13 protein-coding genes are annotated in these 18908 nt (G+C 51.5%); 9 read left to right on the forward strand and 4 right to left on the reverse strand.

Going from position 1 to position 18908, the window contains the following annotated elements; all coding sequences use genetic code 11:
• Positions 1-270: 270 nt before the first annotated feature.
• The 4 genes from rbsK to D7S44_RS15060 all read left to right on the forward strand — a co-directional run bounded on the left by rbsK (position 271) and on the right by D7S44_RS15060 (position 4499).
• Positions 271-1479, forward strand: a complete 1209-nt coding sequence (gene rbsK / locus D7S44_RS15045; RefSeq protein ID WP_120456193.1) for a ribokinase — start codon at positions 271-273, stop codon at positions 1477-1479.
• Positions 1480-1567: 88 nt separating this feature from the next.
• Positions 1568-2497: a dihydrodipicolinate synthase family protein gene (locus D7S44_RS15050; RefSeq protein ID WP_120456195.1), complete on the forward strand. Its 930-nt coding sequence runs from the start codon at positions 1568-1570 to the stop codon at positions 2495-2497.
• Positions 2498-2673: 176 nt separating this feature from the next.
• Positions 2674-3159: a NanQ anomerase/TabA/YiaL family protein gene (locus D7S44_RS15055; RefSeq protein ID WP_120456197.1), complete on the forward strand. Its 486-nt coding sequence runs from the start codon at positions 2674-2676 to the stop codon at positions 3157-3159.
• A gap of 26 nt (positions 3160-3185) precedes the next feature.
• Positions 3186-4499: an MFS transporter gene (locus D7S44_RS15060; RefSeq protein ID WP_120456199.1), complete on the forward strand. Its 1314-nt coding sequence runs from the start codon at positions 3186-3188 to the stop codon at positions 4497-4499.
• Positions 4500-4832: 333 nt separating this feature from the next.
• Here the strand turns inward: D7S44_RS15060 and D7S44_RS15065 are convergent, their stop codons facing one another.
• Positions 4833-5393: a hypothetical protein gene (locus D7S44_RS15065; protein ID WP_120456201.1), complete on the reverse strand. Its 561-nt coding sequence runs from the start codon at positions 5391-5393 to the stop codon at positions 4833-4835.
• Positions 5394-5692: 299 nt separating this feature from the next.
• On the opposite strand from D7S44_RS15065, the gene D7S44_RS15070 reads away from it, so the two are divergent.
• Together D7S44_RS15070 and D7S44_RS24065 are read left to right on the forward strand one after the other, a co-directional pair.
• Positions 5693-6235 carry a GNAT family N-acetyltransferase gene (locus tag D7S44_RS15070; RefSeq protein ID WP_120456203.1) on the forward strand — a complete coding sequence of 181 codons (543 nt, stop codon included), beginning with the start codon at positions 5693-5695 and terminating at the stop codon, positions 6233-6235.
• 147 nt (positions 6236-6382) lie between these two features.
• Positions 6383-6574, forward strand: coding sequence for a hypothetical protein (locus D7S44_RS24065; RefSeq protein WP_306457923.1), 192 nt, complete (start codon positions 6383-6385; stop codon positions 6572-6574).
• A 660-nt stretch (positions 6575-7234) separates the two neighbouring features.
• On the opposite strand, the gene rclA is transcribed toward D7S44_RS24065, so the two are convergent.
• Positions 7235-8566, reverse strand: coding sequence for a reactive chlorine resistance oxidoreductase RclA (gene rclA, locus D7S44_RS15080; RefSeq protein ID WP_120456205.1), 1332 nt, complete (start codon positions 8564-8566; stop codon positions 7235-7237).
• Between the two features lie 145 nt (positions 8567-8711).
• On the opposite strand from rclA, the gene D7S44_RS15085 reads away from it, so the two are divergent.
• Positions 8712-9605, forward strand: a complete 894-nt coding sequence (locus D7S44_RS15085) for a helix-turn-helix domain-containing protein (protein WP_120456207.1) — start codon at positions 8712-8714, stop codon at positions 9603-9605.
• Positions 9606-9742: 137 nt separating this feature from the next.
• Here the strand turns inward: D7S44_RS15085 and D7S44_RS15090 are convergent, their stop codons facing one another.
• Positions 9743-10645: a LysR family transcriptional regulator gene (locus D7S44_RS15090; RefSeq protein WP_120456209.1), complete on the reverse strand. Its 903-nt coding sequence runs from the start codon at positions 10643-10645 to the stop codon at positions 9743-9745.
• A gap of 125 nt (positions 10646-10770) precedes the next feature.
• Between D7S44_RS15090 and D7S44_RS15095 the strand changes: the two genes are divergently transcribed.
• Positions 10771-12150 (forward strand): MFS transporter, encoded by a 1380-nt coding sequence (locus tag D7S44_RS15095; RefSeq protein WP_120456211.1) that lies wholly within the window; start codon positions 10771-10773, stop codon positions 12148-12150.
• Complete coding sequence (locus D7S44_RS15100; protein WP_120456213.1) at positions 12147-12542, forward strand: DUF4440 domain-containing protein; 396 nt, start codon at positions 12147-12149, stop codon at positions 12540-12542. The genes D7S44_RS15095 and D7S44_RS15100 overlap by 4 nt, the downstream gene beginning before the upstream one ends.
• 251 nt (positions 12543-12793) lie before the next feature.
• On the opposite strand, the gene D7S44_RS15105 is transcribed toward D7S44_RS15100, so the two are convergent.
• Entirely contained in the window at positions 12794-18799 is a 6006-nt protein-coding gene (locus D7S44_RS15105) for an autotransporter outer membrane beta-barrel domain-containing protein (protein WP_120456215.1), read from the reverse strand.
• Positions 18800-18908: the final 109 nt, after the last annotated feature.

The following is an 18908-nucleotide window of genomic DNA, read 5'->3' on the forward strand; positions in this document are numbered from 1 at the left end:
AATTGCTTAGAGAGGGTGGTATTAAGCAGATTGTAGAACTGAATCTACAGGATAAATAAAGTAGAAGTAACCCCGTGAAATGTTTTTCTTGTCTCTCCATTTCTTGTGATGGTTTTCAATCTCCTTGTGCAGGAAAAACTCTTTACTGAATTCGGCAAAATCATAAATTCTGGTTTTTGTTTGCTTTTGTTTTGATGGATAAGATATGAGCAGCGTCACTCTTTACTTAATTTTATGCGTTTATCTTTAGCAGATGAAAGGTGAGGGAATATGTTTCTTGAGGAACGTCGGCAGCAAATTCTGGAATATCTGAATAAAAACGAACGGGTGAAGGTCGAGTTTTTGGCATCTTTGTTTAATGTGACCAAAGAAACCATTCGCACCGATCTGAATGCCCTTGCGGCTGAAAAGTTGGTTCAGCGCTGTCACGGTGGCGCAATGGTGCTCCGACGGAGTTTGCAGTCAAAGCTGATTACTGAAACCGGCGACAATTTTGAAGTGTTACTCAAACGATTGCAGAGCCAGAAAAAAACAGGTTGTCAGGAGAAAGGAAAGGTGATGAGAGGCAAGGTCTGCATTCTGGGTTCATTTAATGTCGATATTGTGGCGAAGGTTGCCCGTTTTCCAAAAGGCGGAGAATCCCTGTTAGCACTGGGCAGTACGCTTGGTCCCGGCGGCAAAGGGGCAAATCAGGCTACAGCAGTCAGCCGCGCGGGTGCCAGGGTGCATTTTGTTTCCAAGGTGGGCCAGGATCCGTTCAGTCAGTTTGCTTACGATCACCTTACCTCCTCTGAAATTCACTCCTTTACGCTTTATCAGTCGGAAACCGAGCCGACCGGCAATGCCATTATTTATGTCTCGCAGGAAAATGGTGAGAACATGATTGCCATTTATCCGGGTGCCAATACAACCATCAGCGAAGATGAAGTTGCGGCGATCGCACCCGAACTTGAAGATTCAGACGTGCTGCTGGTTCAGCTTGAGAATAACTTTTCCGCTACCTTGAGCGCGATGAAACTGGCCAGGGCGCTGGGAGTGAAAGTTATCATGAACCCGGCTCCTTTCTCGAAACACGCCTTTGAATGCCTCGAATATGTTGATGTTATTACGCCTAACGAAACAGAGGCATCGCAGCTGTCCGGGATTGAGGTGCAGTGTTTATCCAGTGCCAAAGAAGCCGCACAGTGCATCGTCAGCCAGGGGGCCAGGCGAGTGATTATTACCATGGGATCGCGCGGCGCGCTGTTATTTGATGAGACTCAGTTCCAGCACATTCCAGCTTTCCCGGCTTTAAGCATTGACACTACCGGAGCAGGCGATGCTTTCAACGGCGCGCTGGCGGCCGGCATCGCTAATGGCCAAAGTCTGGTTCAGGCAGCGACCTATGCCTCGGCTTTTGCTTCTCTGGCGGTAGAGCGCGAAGGTGCTTCGAACATGCCTGATAACGACCAGGTTTTAGCGCGTTTAGTTCATAGATAAGGTTTAAAGATGGCTGGCTGAATTTATAAATCGCTGCGGCCACGTAATCGATTACGTCTAATGCCCGTAGGCATTATGAGGAGGTGTGATGAGTAAAAGTATTGAAGGTATTGTGCCGGTTATGTTGACCCCCTTTACCGAAAACAACCAGATAGACTATCCAGGCCTGGCACGCTTGATTGACTGGTATCTTGAAAAAGACGTAGACGCGCTGTTTGCCGTATGCCAGTCGAGTGAGATGCAGTTTCTGACCCTGGATGAGCGCGTTGAGCTGGCGAAATTTGTGGTGAAACGCGTCGCTGGCCGCGTGCCTGTTATCGCCTCAGGCCATATTAGTGATGACGTCAACGAACAAATCAGCGAACTAAGCGCGATGGCAAAAACCGGTGCTGATGCGTTGGTACTGGTCACTAATCATCTCGACCCAAAAAATCAGGGCAGCGAAACTTTCTTTGCAACCCTGGATACGTTACTGAGCGCACTGCCGGAATCAGTACCGCTGGGACTCTATGAGTGCCCGGCTCCGTATCGTCGCCTGCTGACTGACGACGAGCTGACTTACTGCGCTAATACAGGCCGCTTTGTAGTTTTAAAAGATGTGAGTTGCGCTATGGAAACCGTCACTCGCCGCGTTAAGCTGACGGCAAATACGCCGTTGAACATCATCAATGCTAACGCCGCGATTGCTTATCCGGCTATGCAGGCGGGATCCAAAGGATTTAGCGGCGTGTTCACCAACTTTCATCCTGAGCTTTATAGCTGGTTATATCGTAAGGCGGCTACGCAGCCGACGCTCGCTGACGAACTGGCCATTTTTTTGTCGCTCGGGGCAGTGACTGAAGCTCTGGGCTATCCAAAAAATGCAAAAATTTATCATCAGCGCCTTGGCACATTCGACAGTAATTTTTGTCGCGTGACTAATGATAACGTCTTAGAGAAATACTGGGGGCTTTCCGTCGTGCTGAATCAGATCCACAGTGGCACCAAACTATGGCAGAAAAAAATAGCCGCCGTCTAAAGCACATTAATCGAATTGCATAATGCGGATGAGCAGAAGCCTCATCCGCTAAAAATAGGCTGGTTTACGATGTTACTCAGACTATAAAACTGAGAAGTCTGCTTGATGTGATTTATAAAGGTTTTGAAACAAAATCCGATCGTCAGCATAAATAAACCCTGTGAGGATTATTCAACGTGATCGTATGTTGTCTGCGAGACTGGGAACGGGAAAAATTCGCCTTCCACCCGATTATAAATAAAGGTATTGAGTGTATTTCTCAAACCGATTTTACAACACTGACGCCAGGGAGATTCGATATTATTTCAGACAAAATGTTTTGTCTTCTTCAGGAAATGCATACCGCTCCTGCTAGTCAAATGCGTGCTGAGTCACACTTTAAGTTCGTAGATATTCAATTTCTCCTGCAAGGGGAAGAGCTTATCGGAGTAGGGCGCGATCCGGCAGCGCATAAAGTGGTAGAAGACAGAGCGGAGAAGCAGGACATCGTGTTTTATCAGGACATCAATAATGAATCGCTGATTCGACTGGAGCCTGGCATGTTTGCTGTTTTCTTTCCGCAAGATCTGCATCGTCCATGTTGTAGTAACCAAAGCCAGTCTTTTATTCGTAAAGCCGTCATTAAAATCCATTTGAGCCTTTTTGATGATGCTTATAGATGAATAATAAATAGTGGAAAACTAAAGCTATGGAAAAAACTATCTCCTCCCGCAATTTGCCACTGTTAAAAAATGGTGCTCCGGTTGTTTCGCGTTTACGCTGGGGTATTATTTTAATTTTGCTAATGGCGGCGATAATAAATTATCTCGATCGTGCCAATTTAAGTATTGCTAACACCACTATCGCTAAAGAATTTGGTTTCAGCCAGACGGAAATGGGCCTGTTGCTTTCGGCCTTTCTGTGGCCTTATGCGCTGGCAAATTTACCTGCGGGCTGGCTGGTTGACCGTTTTGGCCCTAAAAAAATGTTTTCATATGGCGTAGGCCTGTGGTCAACGTTTACGGTGCTGGCAGGATTCGTTAATGGTTATTCAATTTTTTATGCCCTACGTGTGCTACTGGGCATCTCTGAATCACCGTTTTTTACTTCTGGCATCAAAATCACTCACCGCTGGTTCTCTGACAAAGAGCGCGCGCTTCCGACCTCCATTATCAATACTGGCTCACAGATTGCTAACGCAGTTGCGCCGCCGATTCTGACGATTCTGCTATTAACACTCGGCTGGCGTGGCATGTTTATCGCTATTGGTTTGGCTGGCATACCGCTGCTGCTGGTGTGGTTAAAGTTCTACCGCAACCCGACAGAGCACGAAGAAAAAGAGATTCATGCTAATTCACAGTTGCAGCAGCAGTCGGTGCCCGATGGTAATGGCAACAACAAGGCGAGCTGGGGAGCACTGTTCAGGCATAAAACGACGTGGTTTATGGTGATTGGCAACTTTTCCATTATGTTCACCATCTGGGTTTACCTGACATGGCTGCCGGGCTACCTTGAAAAATCACTAGGTTTTAGCCTGAAACAAACTGGCTGGTTGGCGGCCATTCCTTTCTTTGCAGGAATTTTGGGGGTGCTGTGCGGCGGGACTATCTCTGACCGTTTTATCCGTCGCGGTGTGAAGACCATTACCGCGCGGAAGGTTCCGATCGTGGCTGGTGCAGCGCTGGCTGCCTGTTTTGTAGCTCCCATTCCGTTTGTGCACAGCACTACGTTGAGTATCGTGCTGTTGTCGATTGGCTACTTCTTCTCTCAGCTGCCACAGGGTGTAATCTGGACGCTGGCTTCAGACGTTGCGCCTAAAGAGCAGGTGGCTTCGTTGGGCGCGATTCAAAACTTTGGTGGCTTCCTGGGTGCGGCCTGCGCACCGATCGTGACTGGAATTATCCTTGATGCAACAGGACAGTTTACCAACGTCTTCTTTCTCGGTGCCAGCTTGCTGATGCTGGGCGCGTTGAGCTATGGGTTATTTGTGAAAAATCCAATCGTGGTGTCAATACCGGAGTAATTCCAGCAGAACCCGAACGAGTGAGAACGTGTAACTGAAGCCCGCTGCGCGCGGGCTTTTATGTTCCTGCGGTGTGTGGTTGAACCTAAGGCATGCCTTATTCGAGAAGGTATAGGTCACTGAGTTCCAGAGCAACTATCACAAAACAGTGCGCTAGTATCCGCTTTGAGCGAAGCGCGGGCCTGAATCTTTTATAAATTAAAATGAATATGCTCAAGATCGGTCATTAAACTCACTCATTTAAGATGTCATTTCAGCTGTTTCTGTGTGATTACGCTTGATGCAGTCATATAACGTCTTTTTTTGGCAATTACTGTGAGGGTAATCCCTCCTTTAAATCGGGATACCCGTTTTTAGATCGAGCTTAAAAGATTCCCAGCCTCCTGGCGGATCCCACTCTCCTAAGCCAAACACTGTATCATTCTCTATTGATGTAATGATCACGCCATCAATGGCACACTGACTGGATTTCCAGAGAATGCCCGCATGAATATCAATCAAAAAAACGTGACAATAAGTGGCGACCAGAACCCGCTCATTCAGCCTGTCAGAATGGATGTCGGGAACTGAATAAATATGGCCAACGTAATCACCCAGTGGATGGCTTCTGAACGAGTGTGTGGTTATGTCAAAAAAATAAAAATGGTCGCCACAAATGATTGCAACGTGGGTTTCATTCAGAAGAAAATCAGAGAAGGCGCTGGAAATCAGCCATCCATCCTTATCTGCACGTATATATAGCTGTAAAATCAGAACGGGCTCAGTGCTCTTACTAATTAGCAGTTGCCTATCCTTTTCTCCATTAGGGCCAAAAGGATTGATGTCGATGATAGAAATACCTTCCGTTTCATCATCGGGCGTAGGCTGTTCAAGATAGGTCGCTTGTAATGTCATTGAGCATCCAGGTTGTGAACAGGAAAAGACTCATACTACTTTACAAGCTGATGTCACGACAGCCCGTATATTGCTATTTTGCGCTGACCAACCCCCGCAGATTAATACATTCCGATGTTAGCAATGCCCGCTCATGACACAAAGCGGACATTAGCAATAGCATCCTGTAATTCTTGCAAAGCATCCCGGCAGACAGGATTCTGATATGAACGCTGGAAAGCTTCATCGTAATGCTTTCCAGCCAGTGTCTGACTGTCTAATGTATTGAAACGAATCACTGACAGGGAATGGAGAGACTAATGTACTGGGAGTCAGAAAGGCTGCTTTACAGACCCGTAATAATGTCCGACCTGGAGGCGCTGTTTCGCATTTACGGCGATGCCAGAACGCACGCGTTTAACCCCAGAGGACCACATCAGGACATCGAGCATAGCCGCAGCGTAATCATTCAGCGAACCGCAGACCGTGAACGTTATGGTTTTGATGACTGGGCTGTCTCTGAAAAGACGGAGCCAGAAAGAATCATTGGCTTTGGAGGTGTGTTTGTCAGCCAGTTTAATGGTCGGCAAACCAATAATCTGGGATACCGGTTTGAACCGGCATCATGGGGGAAAGGTTATGCGACCGAACTCTCCTGCCGCGCTTTGATGTATGGATTTGACGAGCTAAAACTGCCTGAAATTGTTGGCGTTACACGCGAAAATCATTTTGCCTCTCGCCGTGTTCTTGAAAAAGCAGGTTTGTTGTTTACTCAAAGAGTAGACGATCCGAAGGACCCACCGGCTAACCTGATGTTCACTCTGACTATCGAACAATGGAAGGCTTCAAAACGACAGGCTTGAGACATGGTTATGTTTTTTTTCAACATAATCATATACCCATGTTTTAATGCAGCTCACCTGAAAGCAGTTAGCAGTAAATTTATAAAAGCAAAATTGCAAATGAAGCCGTTAAGCGAAAACAATGTTTGAATAGTGAGCGGAGAGACCATGGGCGTAGAATTTCATATAACACGAGCTGATTTTTGGGTTGAAAATGACGACGCCCAAATAACCCCTGAAGAGTGGCTTTCCGTCATCGATAGCGATGGCGAATTAACGAGGGATCTTAAAAACGGCGATTACCATGCTTTGTGGTCAGGGCCTTCATCGCATGATGAGTCATGGCTGGACTGGAGCTAAGGCAATATTTACACCAAATGGCCAGACACACAGCTTTACAGAAAGATGTTAGATATCGCCGCGTGCCTCAACGCCCGTGTAATGGATGACGATGGTAATATTTACAGCACCCCATCTGACTGGGAATATGACCCTTCTTCTACTCTTTAACGTCCGCTTCTGGCTTATAGCAGACATTATCATCAATATACTGGTAGCCCCTTCCGGCTCCCCGGCGTCGCCGGGGCGTCAGTCCTGGTGCGCTAACCTGCAGGTCTATAAGCTCCGCCGGAAGTTCCGGGCCTTCCGGCTGAGGTCTGCTGGCAACGGCAACTACCCCAGCAGCCGACTGGTACCAGCGCGTTTACTGGTCACAAAAGGCGTGGCCGCTGAGAACCGGCTTATCACCGTGATGTGCCGTTCCGGGGCCTTGCCTTGTTCATCCTCGCGTTCTGTTCGCTTCCCGTGCAGAAACCTGACACCCGGGCGTATTCATGCAAGGGGCTCGCGCTAAACGGCGGCGCCCGGCCCCTGCGGGCTTGCCGTCTCCCCCGGCGTCAGCCGGTTGCCCGTGCTGCACTCAGGGCAATGAACCCGCAGGAAAGGTTATTCAATGAGTTCCCGTTCTTCTTCGACATAAAAAAACCGGCGCGTATGCACCGGTCATAATCTTGCAGACATTTATACCTGTTTCACCAGCGCGAACAGATCGTTAAGCGATTCACTCATCGTGGGATGGGTGAATATCTGGTCTCTCAGGACAGTATACGGCAGGCCCGCATCCATGACGGTTTTCACAATATTGATCACTTCATGGGAATCTGTTGCCAGAAGTGCCACGCCCAAGATTTTCTGGCTGTCATTGTCTACAAGCGCCTTAAGTACGCCCCGCGTATCGTTGATGACACGTGCGCGCGGAATGGCCGCAACCGGCAATGAGATCATCTGGAAATTTTTGCCCTGTTCACGCGCATGCGCTTCCGTTAAACCGATGCGCGAGAGCGTAGGCGTCATGAATACTGAATAAGGTATATTGACGCGATCGTCTGTGGTGCGGGTGCCTTTACCCAGCAACTGGTCATACACGATGCGGAAATCATCGAGCGAAATGTAGGTAAACTGTGGCCCGCCGGTAACGTCCCCCAGTGCCCATATATGGTCCACGGAGGTTTTCAGGTATTTATCGACCTGGATGGCACCGCGTCCGTCCGTTGCCACACCGGCATTTTCCAGTTTTAGCGTTTGCGTCGCCGGGCGGCGTCCGGTTGCCACCAGCAGCATGTCAACCTGACGCTCACCTTGAAGGGTGTGGAGCGTGACGCTGTCGTTGTCGCTGGTAACGGACTGCACCGACGTGTTCAGCTCAACTTTAACGCCCTGATCCTGCAAAATTGTTTTTATTACCGCGCTGATGTCGGCGTCTTCACGCGCCAGAAATTGCGATGACGTTTCAAATAAGGAGACCTCACTGCCGAAGCTGGCAAACATAGAGGCAAACTCGACGCCAATATAGCCGCCGCCAAGTATGCCCAGCCGTTTTGGCAGACTGGATATATTCAGGATGCCGGTGCTGTCGACAATACGTGGCCCAGCTTTCAGGCCGACAATCTGCGGAAAAATGGCTTCAGCGCCGGTATTAATGAAAATGCGGTCAGCGCTGAGCCTGCTGATCCCCTGATCAGACGTGATTTTAAGCGTATGCGCGTCAATGAATTCCGCATGACCAGCAATCACCTCAACCTGCTCCAGGTTCGCCAGATTGAGATAGTTTTTTTCACGCAAAAACGCCACGACTGAGGCTTTGCGCTGCATCGCCTCACTGAAACTGGCAGCAGTTTGCGCATCGTGTACCAGTGCCTTGGTAGGAATACAGCCGATGTTAATGCAGGTGCCGCCGTACATCTCTTTTGATTTTTCAATTATTGCCACGCGCCAGCCGGCACGCCCCAGGGCGGCTGCCAGCGTTTTGCCTGCTTTACCAAATCCGATAATCGCTGCCTGATAATGGTTCATGATGTTCTCCGCAGTAAAAGGCTGTAAAAATAGTCAACATCATCAGCTTACGATTTGCAGTGACACGCTTTTACGCCGTAACGCTGGCATTTTTGTCTTTGCGTCTGAATCAACGGAAGTGAGAAATGAAAAACAGAGGGCGAGTATGGATCCACTGAGTCATCTGCTGTTAATGCATAACCCACAGGGCAGTATCGACAAGAACTGTGTGCTGAGCGGTGAGTGGCAGTTGCCGCACCGGCCGGGCCATCTCTGCTCGGTGCGCTGGCATACGGTGGTCGGCGGTCCGGTAATGCTGGATATGCCGGGCACAACCGGAGTCAGGCTCTCCTCAGGTAGCGTGGTATTTCTGCCGCAGAATGCCGCGCACCGTATTTACCAGCTGCATGCGCAGCCAACGCAGTTGGTATGCGGGCTGTTGCAGTTACCCGCCTCGGCACATGCTTTCCTCACCGCACTGCCAGAAGTACTGACGCTGGCACCGGCGGCAGAAAGCATGGAAGCACGCTGGCTGGCCGCCGCTCTGCCTTTACTTACGCAAAGTGACGCTATCAGTGCGCCGGGAGACGGGGCATTACGCAGTCATCAAATCAGCGCGATGTTTACCCTTGCCCTCCGCAACGGCTTATCGGAGACATTGCAGAATAAAAGCCTGCTGACCCTGGCGCTACATCCACGGATCGGTACGCTGATCGCGCAGCTATGTGCGGCGCCTGAAAAGGCCTGGACCGTGACAGAAATGGCACAGCATGTCTTTATGTCGCGAGCCTCTTTCGCGCAACTGTTCCGTCAGCTGAGCGCAACCACACCCCTTGCCGTACTGATCTCTATTCGTTTACAGCTGGCCGCGCAACAGCTGGTTCGTGATCCCGCGCCGGTAATCAATATTGCCCTGGCCGTAGGCTATGCCAGTGAATCATCGTTTCATAAAGCCTTTGTCCGAGAATTTGATTGCACTCCAGGCGAGTATCGCCGACGAGCAGAAAAGCTGGCGAAGGCAGATCCGGACCGCATTACAGGTTCCGAGCCTGCCAGCTAAGGTCTGGTGGCTAAAACGATCAACCAGAGCAGCGGGCTTAAACCTTGGCCTTCACTGCGAAGAGATACGGTCGTGGCCGCTTCGATAACGGCAGGCCGAATGTGTGCATTTCCTGTCATATCTGTGGCCATCTCTCATCAACGATCTTGCAGACGGATATGCAGGAAATCTATGAATGCGCGCACTTTTTCGGGTACATGCCGTGTATTGGGATAGAGCGCGTAGATTCCCTGGCGGGGAAAATGATGCTTTGGAAGCAGCTGAATTAAATCACCTTTGGCCAACTCATCTTTTATTAGCCAGGCGGGCAAGATTGCAACTCCCGCTCCCTCCAGGGCAAAAGCCAGTAATGAAGATGCGCTGTCGGCCATGATCGTGGGGGGATTCAGAGCGCTAAAAAATACATTTTCTCCCTCTGGAGTTGTTACCTGCCAGCTTAATGGGGTGGATAAACGGCTGTGCGCAATCCATTTCGCCTCGGCAAGCTGTGCCAGATCCCTTACAGACTGCGCACCTAAAGTTTTCAGATAGTCAGGCGAAGCAACCGGCAGAATATCAAACCGATCGATGAGCCGAGCGTGGTGACTAGAATCGGCAAGATGGCCAAGTCGAATAGCCACATCAAAACGTCCAGATATGAGATCGTCGTTTTTAGAGGATGAAACATGTTGTATGCGCAATTGCGGATGCCTGGCACTAAAGGCTGCCAGCGCCGGGACAATAAAGCGAACGCCATATTCCGGTGTTGTAGTAATTCTGAGTGAACCGCTTAATCCTGAGTGTTCGCTACGAACGTCTTCCAGAACACGCTCCGCGTCCTGAAGCAGTCGCAGACAGTGATGGTAAAATCTCTCGCCGCTGTCAGTAGTTGAAACACGTCTGGTGCTTCGGGTCAGTAATGAGACGCCCAACTCCTCCTCAAGCGATTTAACGTTAGAGCTAACCACCGCTTTAGTCAGCCCCAGTGTCTGAGCCGCGCCGGTGAAACTCCCTACCGCAACCACCGCAACAAAGATCTCCACGCGCTGCATGTTGATCATTCTTCACTCCTTTTAACGTGGCGATTGTCAAAAAATTTTTGACAGTGTAACAACCTGAGTGAATTTATCCTGATCCACGCTGCCCCTATACTGCGCGTCGAGTGAGGTCATTACCGGGAATAAAAATGAATTATCGTATGCGAGTTGCTAGCGTCTATTTGCTGGGATTCTTTATTGATTTGGTCAATATGTTTATCGCCAACGTCGCTTATCCTGAAATCTCGCGACGTTTTGATGCCTCTGTTAGCCAACTGGCATGGATAAGTAATGGCTATATATTAGGGCTGACAATTGTCATTCCTCTCAGTAGCTGGCTGATCAGGCGTGCTGGCGCTAAACGTATTTTCATTTTCACTCTGCTGATTTTCATTTTTGCCACCTGCGGGGTAGGGGCATCATCATCTGTTTCACAACTTATCACCTGGCGGTGGATACAGGGCATCGGTGGCGGCTTATTGATTCCTGTCGGTCAGACAATGACCTATGCACTCTATCAAAGTCATGAGCGCGCAAAACTCTCTTCTGTTGTAATGCTGATTGCCCTGCTGGCCCCGGCTTTGTCGCCGGCAATGGGTGGCGTACTGGTTGACAGTTTTAGCTGGCGCTGGGTATTCCTGACAAGCCTGCCGCTGGCCGTTCTCGCCCTGGTGCTGGCCAGCCTCTGGCTTAAGGCTGATATGCGGGCCGAATCGCCTGAGCGGTTAGATCTACTGGGACTAACGAGTGGCTGCGCAGCATTGATTCTGATACTACTGGGGCTGACATATCTGGGTGAACCTCACCACCTTAATCAGGGCGCCCTGATGCTATTAATCGGCATTTTTGGCCTGACGGGGTACATATGGAATGCTCTTAAACAGAGCAGGCCACTGCTTAACCTGCGTCTGGTTAAAGAGCCGCTTCTGCATACGGCGATGCTGATTTATCAGTTTGTACCGGGGATATTTACCGGTGTGAGTATGCTTACCATGCTTTACCTGCAAAACCTGCTTGGAATGCGGGCCAGTTTTGTCGGCGCATTGATGCTGCCATGGTCGCTGGCTGCTTTTGCAGCAATTAGTTTGACAGGAAAGAAGTTCAACATCTGGGGGCCACGCCCACTATTTATAGCGGGTTGTGTGATTCAGGCTTCTGGCATTGGAGTGCTGTCCCTGACTGGCCGCACTGCGGATGCGATAGTTTGTGTGCTTGCGTTCGCCCTGATGGGGTTTGGTAGCAGCTTATGTAGCAGCACTGCGCAAAGCTCTGCCTTCCTCCAGATACCCGCCAGTGAACTCGTTGATGCCAGCGCGCTGTGGAACATTAATCGCCAGCTGAGTTTCTGTCTGGGCGTTACGCTGATCAATCTTTTGTTTAATCTGATTGCCAATACCGGATTGCCCCCCCTACAGGCCTATCACCTTTGCTTTGTGTTAGCAGCATGCAGCGCCGTCATTCCTGTGCTGTGCTGTTTTCGCATCGCTAATCAGAGCATTTTATTAACTGTTAATCAGGAGCAGAAATGAACCGTTATTTTAGGGAAGTACTGGATACTCATATATTGATTGGCAGCTGGCTAGGGCAGGCTGATGCAGATGAGGACATTTGCGAAAATTTACTATCACGTTTTAGTCCGGCATTTTCAATGGTGACACCGGGCGGCATTTTGCTGGATTTTTCCGCGTTAAATACCTTTTTTCGCACCCTGCGTGGGACCCGACAGGAACTGAATATCGAAATTACGGATATGAAGGTTATTGCTGAAAGTGCGAAGGGAGCCACTGTGATTTATAAAGAATTACAGCAATTGCCCGGACAGGATGCAACGCTTCGCTTTTCAACCGTAGTGTTTGAACTGGATGATAACGGCCGTGTAATCTGGCGGCATCTTCATGAGACATTTTTACCTCAAACTTAATCGGTAGTGAGTTGCTGGCAGTGCAAGTACGATGAGTAAAGACAAGTAATGTTATGCTCCGCAAGGGAAGTGGAGGAGATGCCGCTGACCCTGTGTTTGTTACGTCGCTAAAACGTCCGATGCTGCCTGCCGCAGGCGGTGCCGGAGATTATGTTGTCTCGCTCGCGGCGTGCCACCTTGTTCGCGCAATCAGCTTTTTAAACGATTACTCAGAGGCACTGAATCGTGCCTCTGTATATAAGCGCGTGCGGTTAAAATGACCAGCGCACCCCAGCGTTATAACGCCAGCCTTTTGCACCGTTGCCGTCAATCTCTTTGCGATAGTCAGCTTCTGCATAGAGCGAAACAGTATTTTTAAAGCTGGTGGTGCCGCCAACGCCAACGTCCCACATTTGACCAAATTTACCGCTGTTAAAGCTTTGCGTGATATCGCTGTCAGCAGAGCCAGCCTTCACCTTCGCCGCGCCGCCCCAGCCGCGATAATAGTTAGTGCGAATATAGGGCGTGTACTGACGCTGGCTATCGTCCTGCCAGGTGCGGTCCAGACGAGCGCCAAGGCGTCCAATGGTCTGATCATAATCCTCCCAGGAGATACGGGTTCGATCGCTGTCAGTGAGGTTATCCATTTTCAGATGCAGGTAGGTGAGCTGGGCCTGGGGTTCAAGGCGTAATCCATAAGCAAACGCCAGCGAATAGCCAGATTCCAGCGAGGCTGTCCAGCCTTCACCCTTCGGCGATCCCACCTCTTTTTTACGGGCAATATCGGTTTCGCCGCGATGCCAGTTCCAGGCCAGCGAACCATCCAGATAGAAGCTCTCATGCTGCCAGGTGCTGTAGAGCGCGAGGCTGTCACTGTCGAAAGTCGTTGAGCTGTAACCATCTGCTGCATGGGGACGAATACGCGTATTGCCGCGCGTATAGGCGATGCCGCCACGCAGGCTGTCGCGCGCGCCATCCATGCGCAACAGATTACCCCCCAGTTGAACGGCGCTGTAATCGAGATCGAAGTCATAGCCGTACTGACTAAGGTTGCGGTTACTTTGATAGTCAAGGTTAGACCCGAGGTAGCGAATAAACATCTCGCCGCCGAGCGCGTCCGGGTTATTTTGCTGGTCGCGCAGTTCGCCGAGGCGTTTGTGCAGATCATCGGTAACAGAGAGGGTGTAATAGGCCAGACCCAGCGGCGTCGAAATATAAGAGGGCAGTTGCGGTATTACTGCGGGTCGTGCTGCTCTTGCGCTGCTGCCAGCTTGCGGCTGACACAGCGAGCCCTCTTCACAGACATAGGTATTGGCGAGGCGATAATCCCAAAAGGCGTTGCCGCTGCCGCTCACCTGGCGCTGACTGGCATCGCTCGCGCCCGGCGTAAAACTGTAAAGGCTGTATTGCCAGGGGCCTGACGCCACGTAACCCTCTTTCAACCTGAAGCTGCCAGCGCTGGCGTTACCTGAAACCTGTGCCAGTGAGACACCTTCCGTGGCTTCGATTACGCCGTCACGGTTGGCGTCAGCCTGCGCGCCCGCTACCAGCGTATCATCAATAAAGGTCGTGCCGCTGACGCTGCCGTTGACCAGCAGTCTGTCACTCTGTGAGGCGGCAGAATTGAGTCGTAGTGTGCCGCCTGCTGACACCAGCGCACCATCAATGGTCAGCGTATTTCCTGCTGGGTTGCCGCCGTTAGTCAGATCCAGCGTACCGGCGTTATTGACAGTAAGTGAATCGTCAGTCGCCCCCTGCAGCAGTGGGTTAACGTTATCGCCAGCATAGAGCGTTGAACCGCTGTCAATATTAATGGTGCTGTGGGCCAGCCTGATATTATCGGTCAGTGTCCATCTGGTGCTGGAAAAGTTGAGGGTGCTCCATCCTGCGCCAAGGTTGGTGCCTTTGCTCAGATCGTCACTCGCGAAGGAGCCGCCGCGCGCTTCGATTTCACTCAGGCTCAAAGTCGCGCCCGCGCCGCTCGCGGTGGTGATGTGGCGGGTGTTTGCCAGGCTCACCTTCTGCACCGTCGCCTGGTTGTCGCTGCCATTGCCCATTGTCAGGCTGCCGTCTAGCGTTCCGCCGGTGACAAAAAGCGAATCTCTGCCGTTGCCGGTGTTTACATCACCGACAACATTGCCGTCCAGCAGCGCAATGACGTCACTGGTCGCTCCACCAGCCACCACAACGGTTTCAGGGAAGGGCGCAGAAATATTTCCTTCGTTGATAAACACCGTCTGGCCGCCGCGTAAATCGATAATAGGCGCGACCAGGCTCAGTGAGGTGATCGAGCCCTGGTTGATCACTTCACTGGCGGTGCTGGTCACTATCGCTGAGCCGCCGTTGGTATCACGGATGCCAATCGAACCCTGAGAGATTACCCTGCCGGTGGTATTAGCACGGATGCCGGTGCCTTCGCCGGAAACGAGAATTGCGTAGTTTTTCCCAATCACCAGATCGTTATTTGTTGTTGAGCCGTCAGCATTCGCAAACAGATAACCCGTACCGCCGCCGCCGACGTTGATAAGGGCGCTGCCATCAGGATCGAACGAGGTCGCAGAGCGGATGCCGTTACCGCCGCTCACGTCGAGCATAACGTTTTGCAGTGAAATACTGGCTGTTTCGGCGCGGTTGTTAATGACGCTACCGCTGCCGTAAGCACCCATAATAATGTCGTTCGCCTCAAACCCGGCTGCGCCGCTATCCAGCAGCAGCGTGTCGGCACTGCCGCTGGCGGTCAGGCTGCTACTGCCCTGGCCGTCACCGTAAATTTTCAGTGTCGCGCCACGGCCTACGCGCAACGCCGCGATGCCATCATCGACCCGCAGCTCGCTGTCCATCGGCACATACTGTCCATATCCACTGCTGACGTCCACGCCAGTGCCCGATGCCACATGGACGCTGCCACGGTTGATAAAGTTGCCGTTGTCATAGAGTCGGACAGCGGTGCTGTCAGGCCCGGTTAAATCCACATTTCCCTGATACTGATTGAGCAGCCTTGCGCCGTTACCAACGGCAAAGGCAGTGATATTTTTGCCCGCGCCAGCAACCTGAGAAGCGGCATAGATCGTGGATTCGTTGCCGTCGCTGACCGCGCCGACGCTATTTTCCCCGTTCAGCCTGATGGTGCTGGAGAGCGTAGCCTCTGCACCGTCGCTAACGCGTACGGCCGTCGCGCCCTTGCCGTTAACGGTAAAAGCGTTCGTGCCGAATAACGAGGTGCCTACGCCAGAGGCAATAATCCCGTTGCTGTTTGCTCCGCTTAACGTGACATTGCCCGCGGTAGACGGATAGAAGGATGCGCCCGCGCCAATACGGTATAGCGTCGATCCATCGGTGCTGACATCCGTATCGCCACCGTTGCTGAACAGGCTGGAGCCGACATCCAGTGCCTGATAAGCGGTCTGGTTGGCGCTGTGGAACACCACCCGACTCTCTGCGCCAAGGCTAAGGGTTGCGCCCTCCGCGGCTTGTGCCCCCAGAACATGTTCACCGTAGAGATTAATCGTCCCGTTCTGGTTGATGCGTGCCAGCGGGTAGATAGCGTATGCGCCGATGGTCGGTGATGCCAGGATACTCTCTCCCTCGCTGACATTGAGCGTGCCGCTGTTAGTGATCACCGTTGGCGTAATATTGTCGCCAACGAAGGGATTGGCATTGGCATAAAGGCCGGTGCTGCTGCGCGTCACGCTGATATCGCCGCTGTTCACGACGTTCGAGCCGGCGCTGGACTGAATGGCATAGGTTCCCTGGCCGCCAAAGGTGATGTCACCCGTGTTCACCAGCTGCGCATGATTCATTGCCACCAGGCCGTTTTGCCAGTCCGCGACACCGCTGATGGCCGCGTGGTTGACAAGCAGGCTGTTGTCAGAGGGCTTCGCATCAGGATTAATATAATCTCCCGCCAGGTTACGTTTCTGGCCGTCGACGATTGCCGCTCTCGCCGTCTCACCGATCATATTTATCGTTGTGTCCGCATCGATAACGCCGTGAGCGCCGTTTTCTACCAGCACGCCGGTGGCAATCTGACCAATATTGATAGTTGCTCCGTGGGTATTGATTTGCGTACCGTCGCCGCTGCCTGTAACGCCAGTGGAGAAGAAGGCATCAGGCGTAAGCGTCATGCCACGGCCGTCAAAAACCGCGCCATCCTGATAGCGAAACAGTGTGGAAAACCAGCCGGAAGTGGCATAGCTGCCGTTGGCAGGAAGATTAATTATGGCATTTGGGCCGATCGCATAAAAGCCGATCTGATGTTGGCTGTCGTTCAGTCGCGGCACCGCGGCGGCTGTCACGTTAACCGTGGCATTGCCTTCGGCGCGGACGCCAATAGCCGAGTCGCCATTCAGATTTATCGGCCCGGTCAGGTCTGCTTTTGCCTTGCCGCTTCCTTGCCCGATCGCCCAGACGGCGGTATTGAGTGTGTCCGTCGTGACATCGGCGTCGCCATTGACATTTATCGTGCCGGTAGAGAACGCGCTGGCGCTGTCACCCTCGCGGGCGATGATTTTAATCGCCGTGCTGTTATCGCCGTTCAGGTTAATCGTGCCGGTGTTGCCAACGCGTCCGCCGCTGCCCGAGTCGAGCGCCAGCATACCGATATTTTCGGCTGGCTGAGGCTGTGCACGGCCGTTCACATCAATAACGCCATTGTTAAGCACCAGGGCATTCGGCCCTTCTTCAATGCGCATCCCCACCGCGTTCTGCACTTTGGTACCTATTACAATGTGACCATTGTTGATTGCGCTTGCGTCAAGGATCGCGCTGATCGCGCTGACGCCGCCGCTCAGATTGATCGCGACGTCGGTAGTCTCGCTGGTTTTGCTATTTTGCGGAGAGCGGCCAATATAAATCGTGCCGCTATCGGCATTGATAAAAGTACCTTCTCCACTGAAGGTTACACCGGCAGCCGCGTTAGCATTATTTACCGCCGCCACGCCGATATTGATATTGCCATAGTTTATTGCGCTGCTGCCGCCGAGCCAGATGGCCTGACTATCCCATAGAGCAGACCCTGCGCTCAGGGCCAGGTTGATAACGCCGTTGTTGGTGAACTGACTGCCGTATGAGGCCGATACCGCGTTGTAGATGTAGCCCAGCGTATGGGGATCCACGCCGTTACCGTTAGCATTATTAAAAAAGCCGCCATTTATTACGCCGTTATTAATTCCGCTGCTGCCATTAATCAACTCCAGCGCCTTGCTGGCAAATTGTACGGGCCCGGTACTGGCGAGTTTGCCGTTAATAATGGCGCTGGCGCCGTTGCTGGCCCGCATAACAGCGGTACTGTTGTTCATGACTTCCAGCGTTTTGCCGGCATTAATTTTAATGCTGGCATCAGGTCCATCTGCGCTGAGTACGACCTGATCGCCCAGCGGCAGGGCAACCTCATCGTCAAAATTATTTGTGCTCATTGTGTACACCACGCTTCTGTCGCGCAGTGAGAAGGCTTTATTAAATTCGTTGTTATAATTCGCCGGGCTGAGATTGGCGTTTGAAAGCTGGTCAATGAGCCAGTCATTGTAATTGCGTAAATCGCTAAGGTTGTTGACGTTAAACGTGCTGGTGGCGCCATCTGATGTCGTTACGCTGAAAACGCCGCTGTAGTTCACCACGTTGCCCATGTTATAGGCTAACCGGTCACCGCCATAGGGCGGCGTAGCAGCGGTAAAGGTAATGCGATTGTCTGAATTCCAGTTCAGGTGTCCTTGTTTGCTGGCAGTAAATAATTCACTCTCTTTAGCCGCCATCGACCAGCTATTTGTGCTGGCGCGGGTGGCTGCGCCATGCCTGCCAATATCGATATTCAGGGTGCCGTTACTTACCGACGCCACGCGCGCATTAATATATTGGCCATCATTCACATCGACATAATCAGGCACTGCCGTGGTAAGGCTGACGACAGGCAGATCGGCAATCGAAGCGGAATCGTAAACTTTATATAAGGTGTAGGTGTTGGACTCAAAGTCGGGAATGATGACATCAAGGTTTTGTGGGCCGAGAGCAATCCGCTCCTCTCCTGTAAGATTGTCATCGACGATGCGGCCAGCGCTCTGCAATTCACCTATCGTCACGCGGGTTTCACCGCTTTTACCCGGTGCAAATTGTGGCAGGCCGCTCAGCGTTTGCGTACTGCCGTTACAGAGACAATAAGCGCCCACCTTATTGTCGTTCCGCTCCGGCGTATAAGGTTTTAATACGGCGGCCGAGAGATTGAATGCAGGGATAAATCCTTGCGCCGTTATAAGGCCCAGAAGTACAAGGTTTAATTTAGACAAGATGTTTTCCTCAACAGAGAAAAGACAAAGCCCGCATAACATTAACCGTTACGTTTCGGGCAATTTTTGCTGAATTAAATAATTTGAAAGGAAATGTGTTGGAGGTAGG

The organism is Pantoea piersonii (assembly GCF_003612015.1).
GTDB lineage: Bacteria > Pseudomonadota > Gammaproteobacteria > Enterobacterales > Enterobacteriaceae > Pantoea > Pantoea piersonii.

Coding starts and splice junctions, on each gene's coding strand:
- rbsK (WP_120456193.1), top strand. CDS start 271: ATGTTTCTTGAGGAACGTCGGCAGCAAATTCTGGAATATCTGAATAAA.
- D7S44_RS15050 (WP_120456195.1), top strand. CDS start 1,568: ATGAGTAAAAGTATTGAAGGTATTGTGCCGGTTATGTTGACCCCCTTT.
- D7S44_RS15060 (WP_120456199.1), top strand. CDS start 3,186: ATGGAAAAAACTATCTCCTCCCGCAATTTGCCACTGTTAAAAAATGGT.
- D7S44_RS15065 (WP_120456201.1), bottom strand. CDS start 5,393: ATGACATTACAAGCGACCTATCTTGAACAGCCTACGCCCGATGATGAA.
- D7S44_RS15070 (WP_120456203.1), top strand. CDS start 5,693: ATGTACTGGGAGTCAGAAAGGCTGCTTTACAGACCCGTAATAATGTCC.
- D7S44_RS24065 (WP_306457923.1), top strand. CDS start 6,383: ATGGGCGTAGAATTTCATATAACACGAGCTGATTTTTGGGTTGAAAAT.
- rclA (WP_120456205.1), bottom strand. CDS start 8,566: ATGAACCATTATCAGGCAGCGATTATCGGATTTGGTAAAGCAGGCAAA.
- D7S44_RS15085 (WP_120456207.1), top strand. CDS start 8,712: ATGGATCCACTGAGTCATCTGCTGTTAATGCATAACCCACAGGGCAGT.
- D7S44_RS15090 (WP_120456209.1), bottom strand. CDS start 10,645: ATGATCAACATGCAGCGCGTGGAGATCTTTGTTGCGGTGGTTGCGGTA.
- D7S44_RS15095 (WP_120456211.1), top strand. CDS start 10,771: ATGAATTATCGTATGCGAGTTGCTAGCGTCTATTTGCTGGGATTCTTT.
- D7S44_RS15100 (WP_120456213.1), top strand. CDS start 12,147: ATGAACCGTTATTTTAGGGAAGTACTGGATACTCATATATTGATTGGC.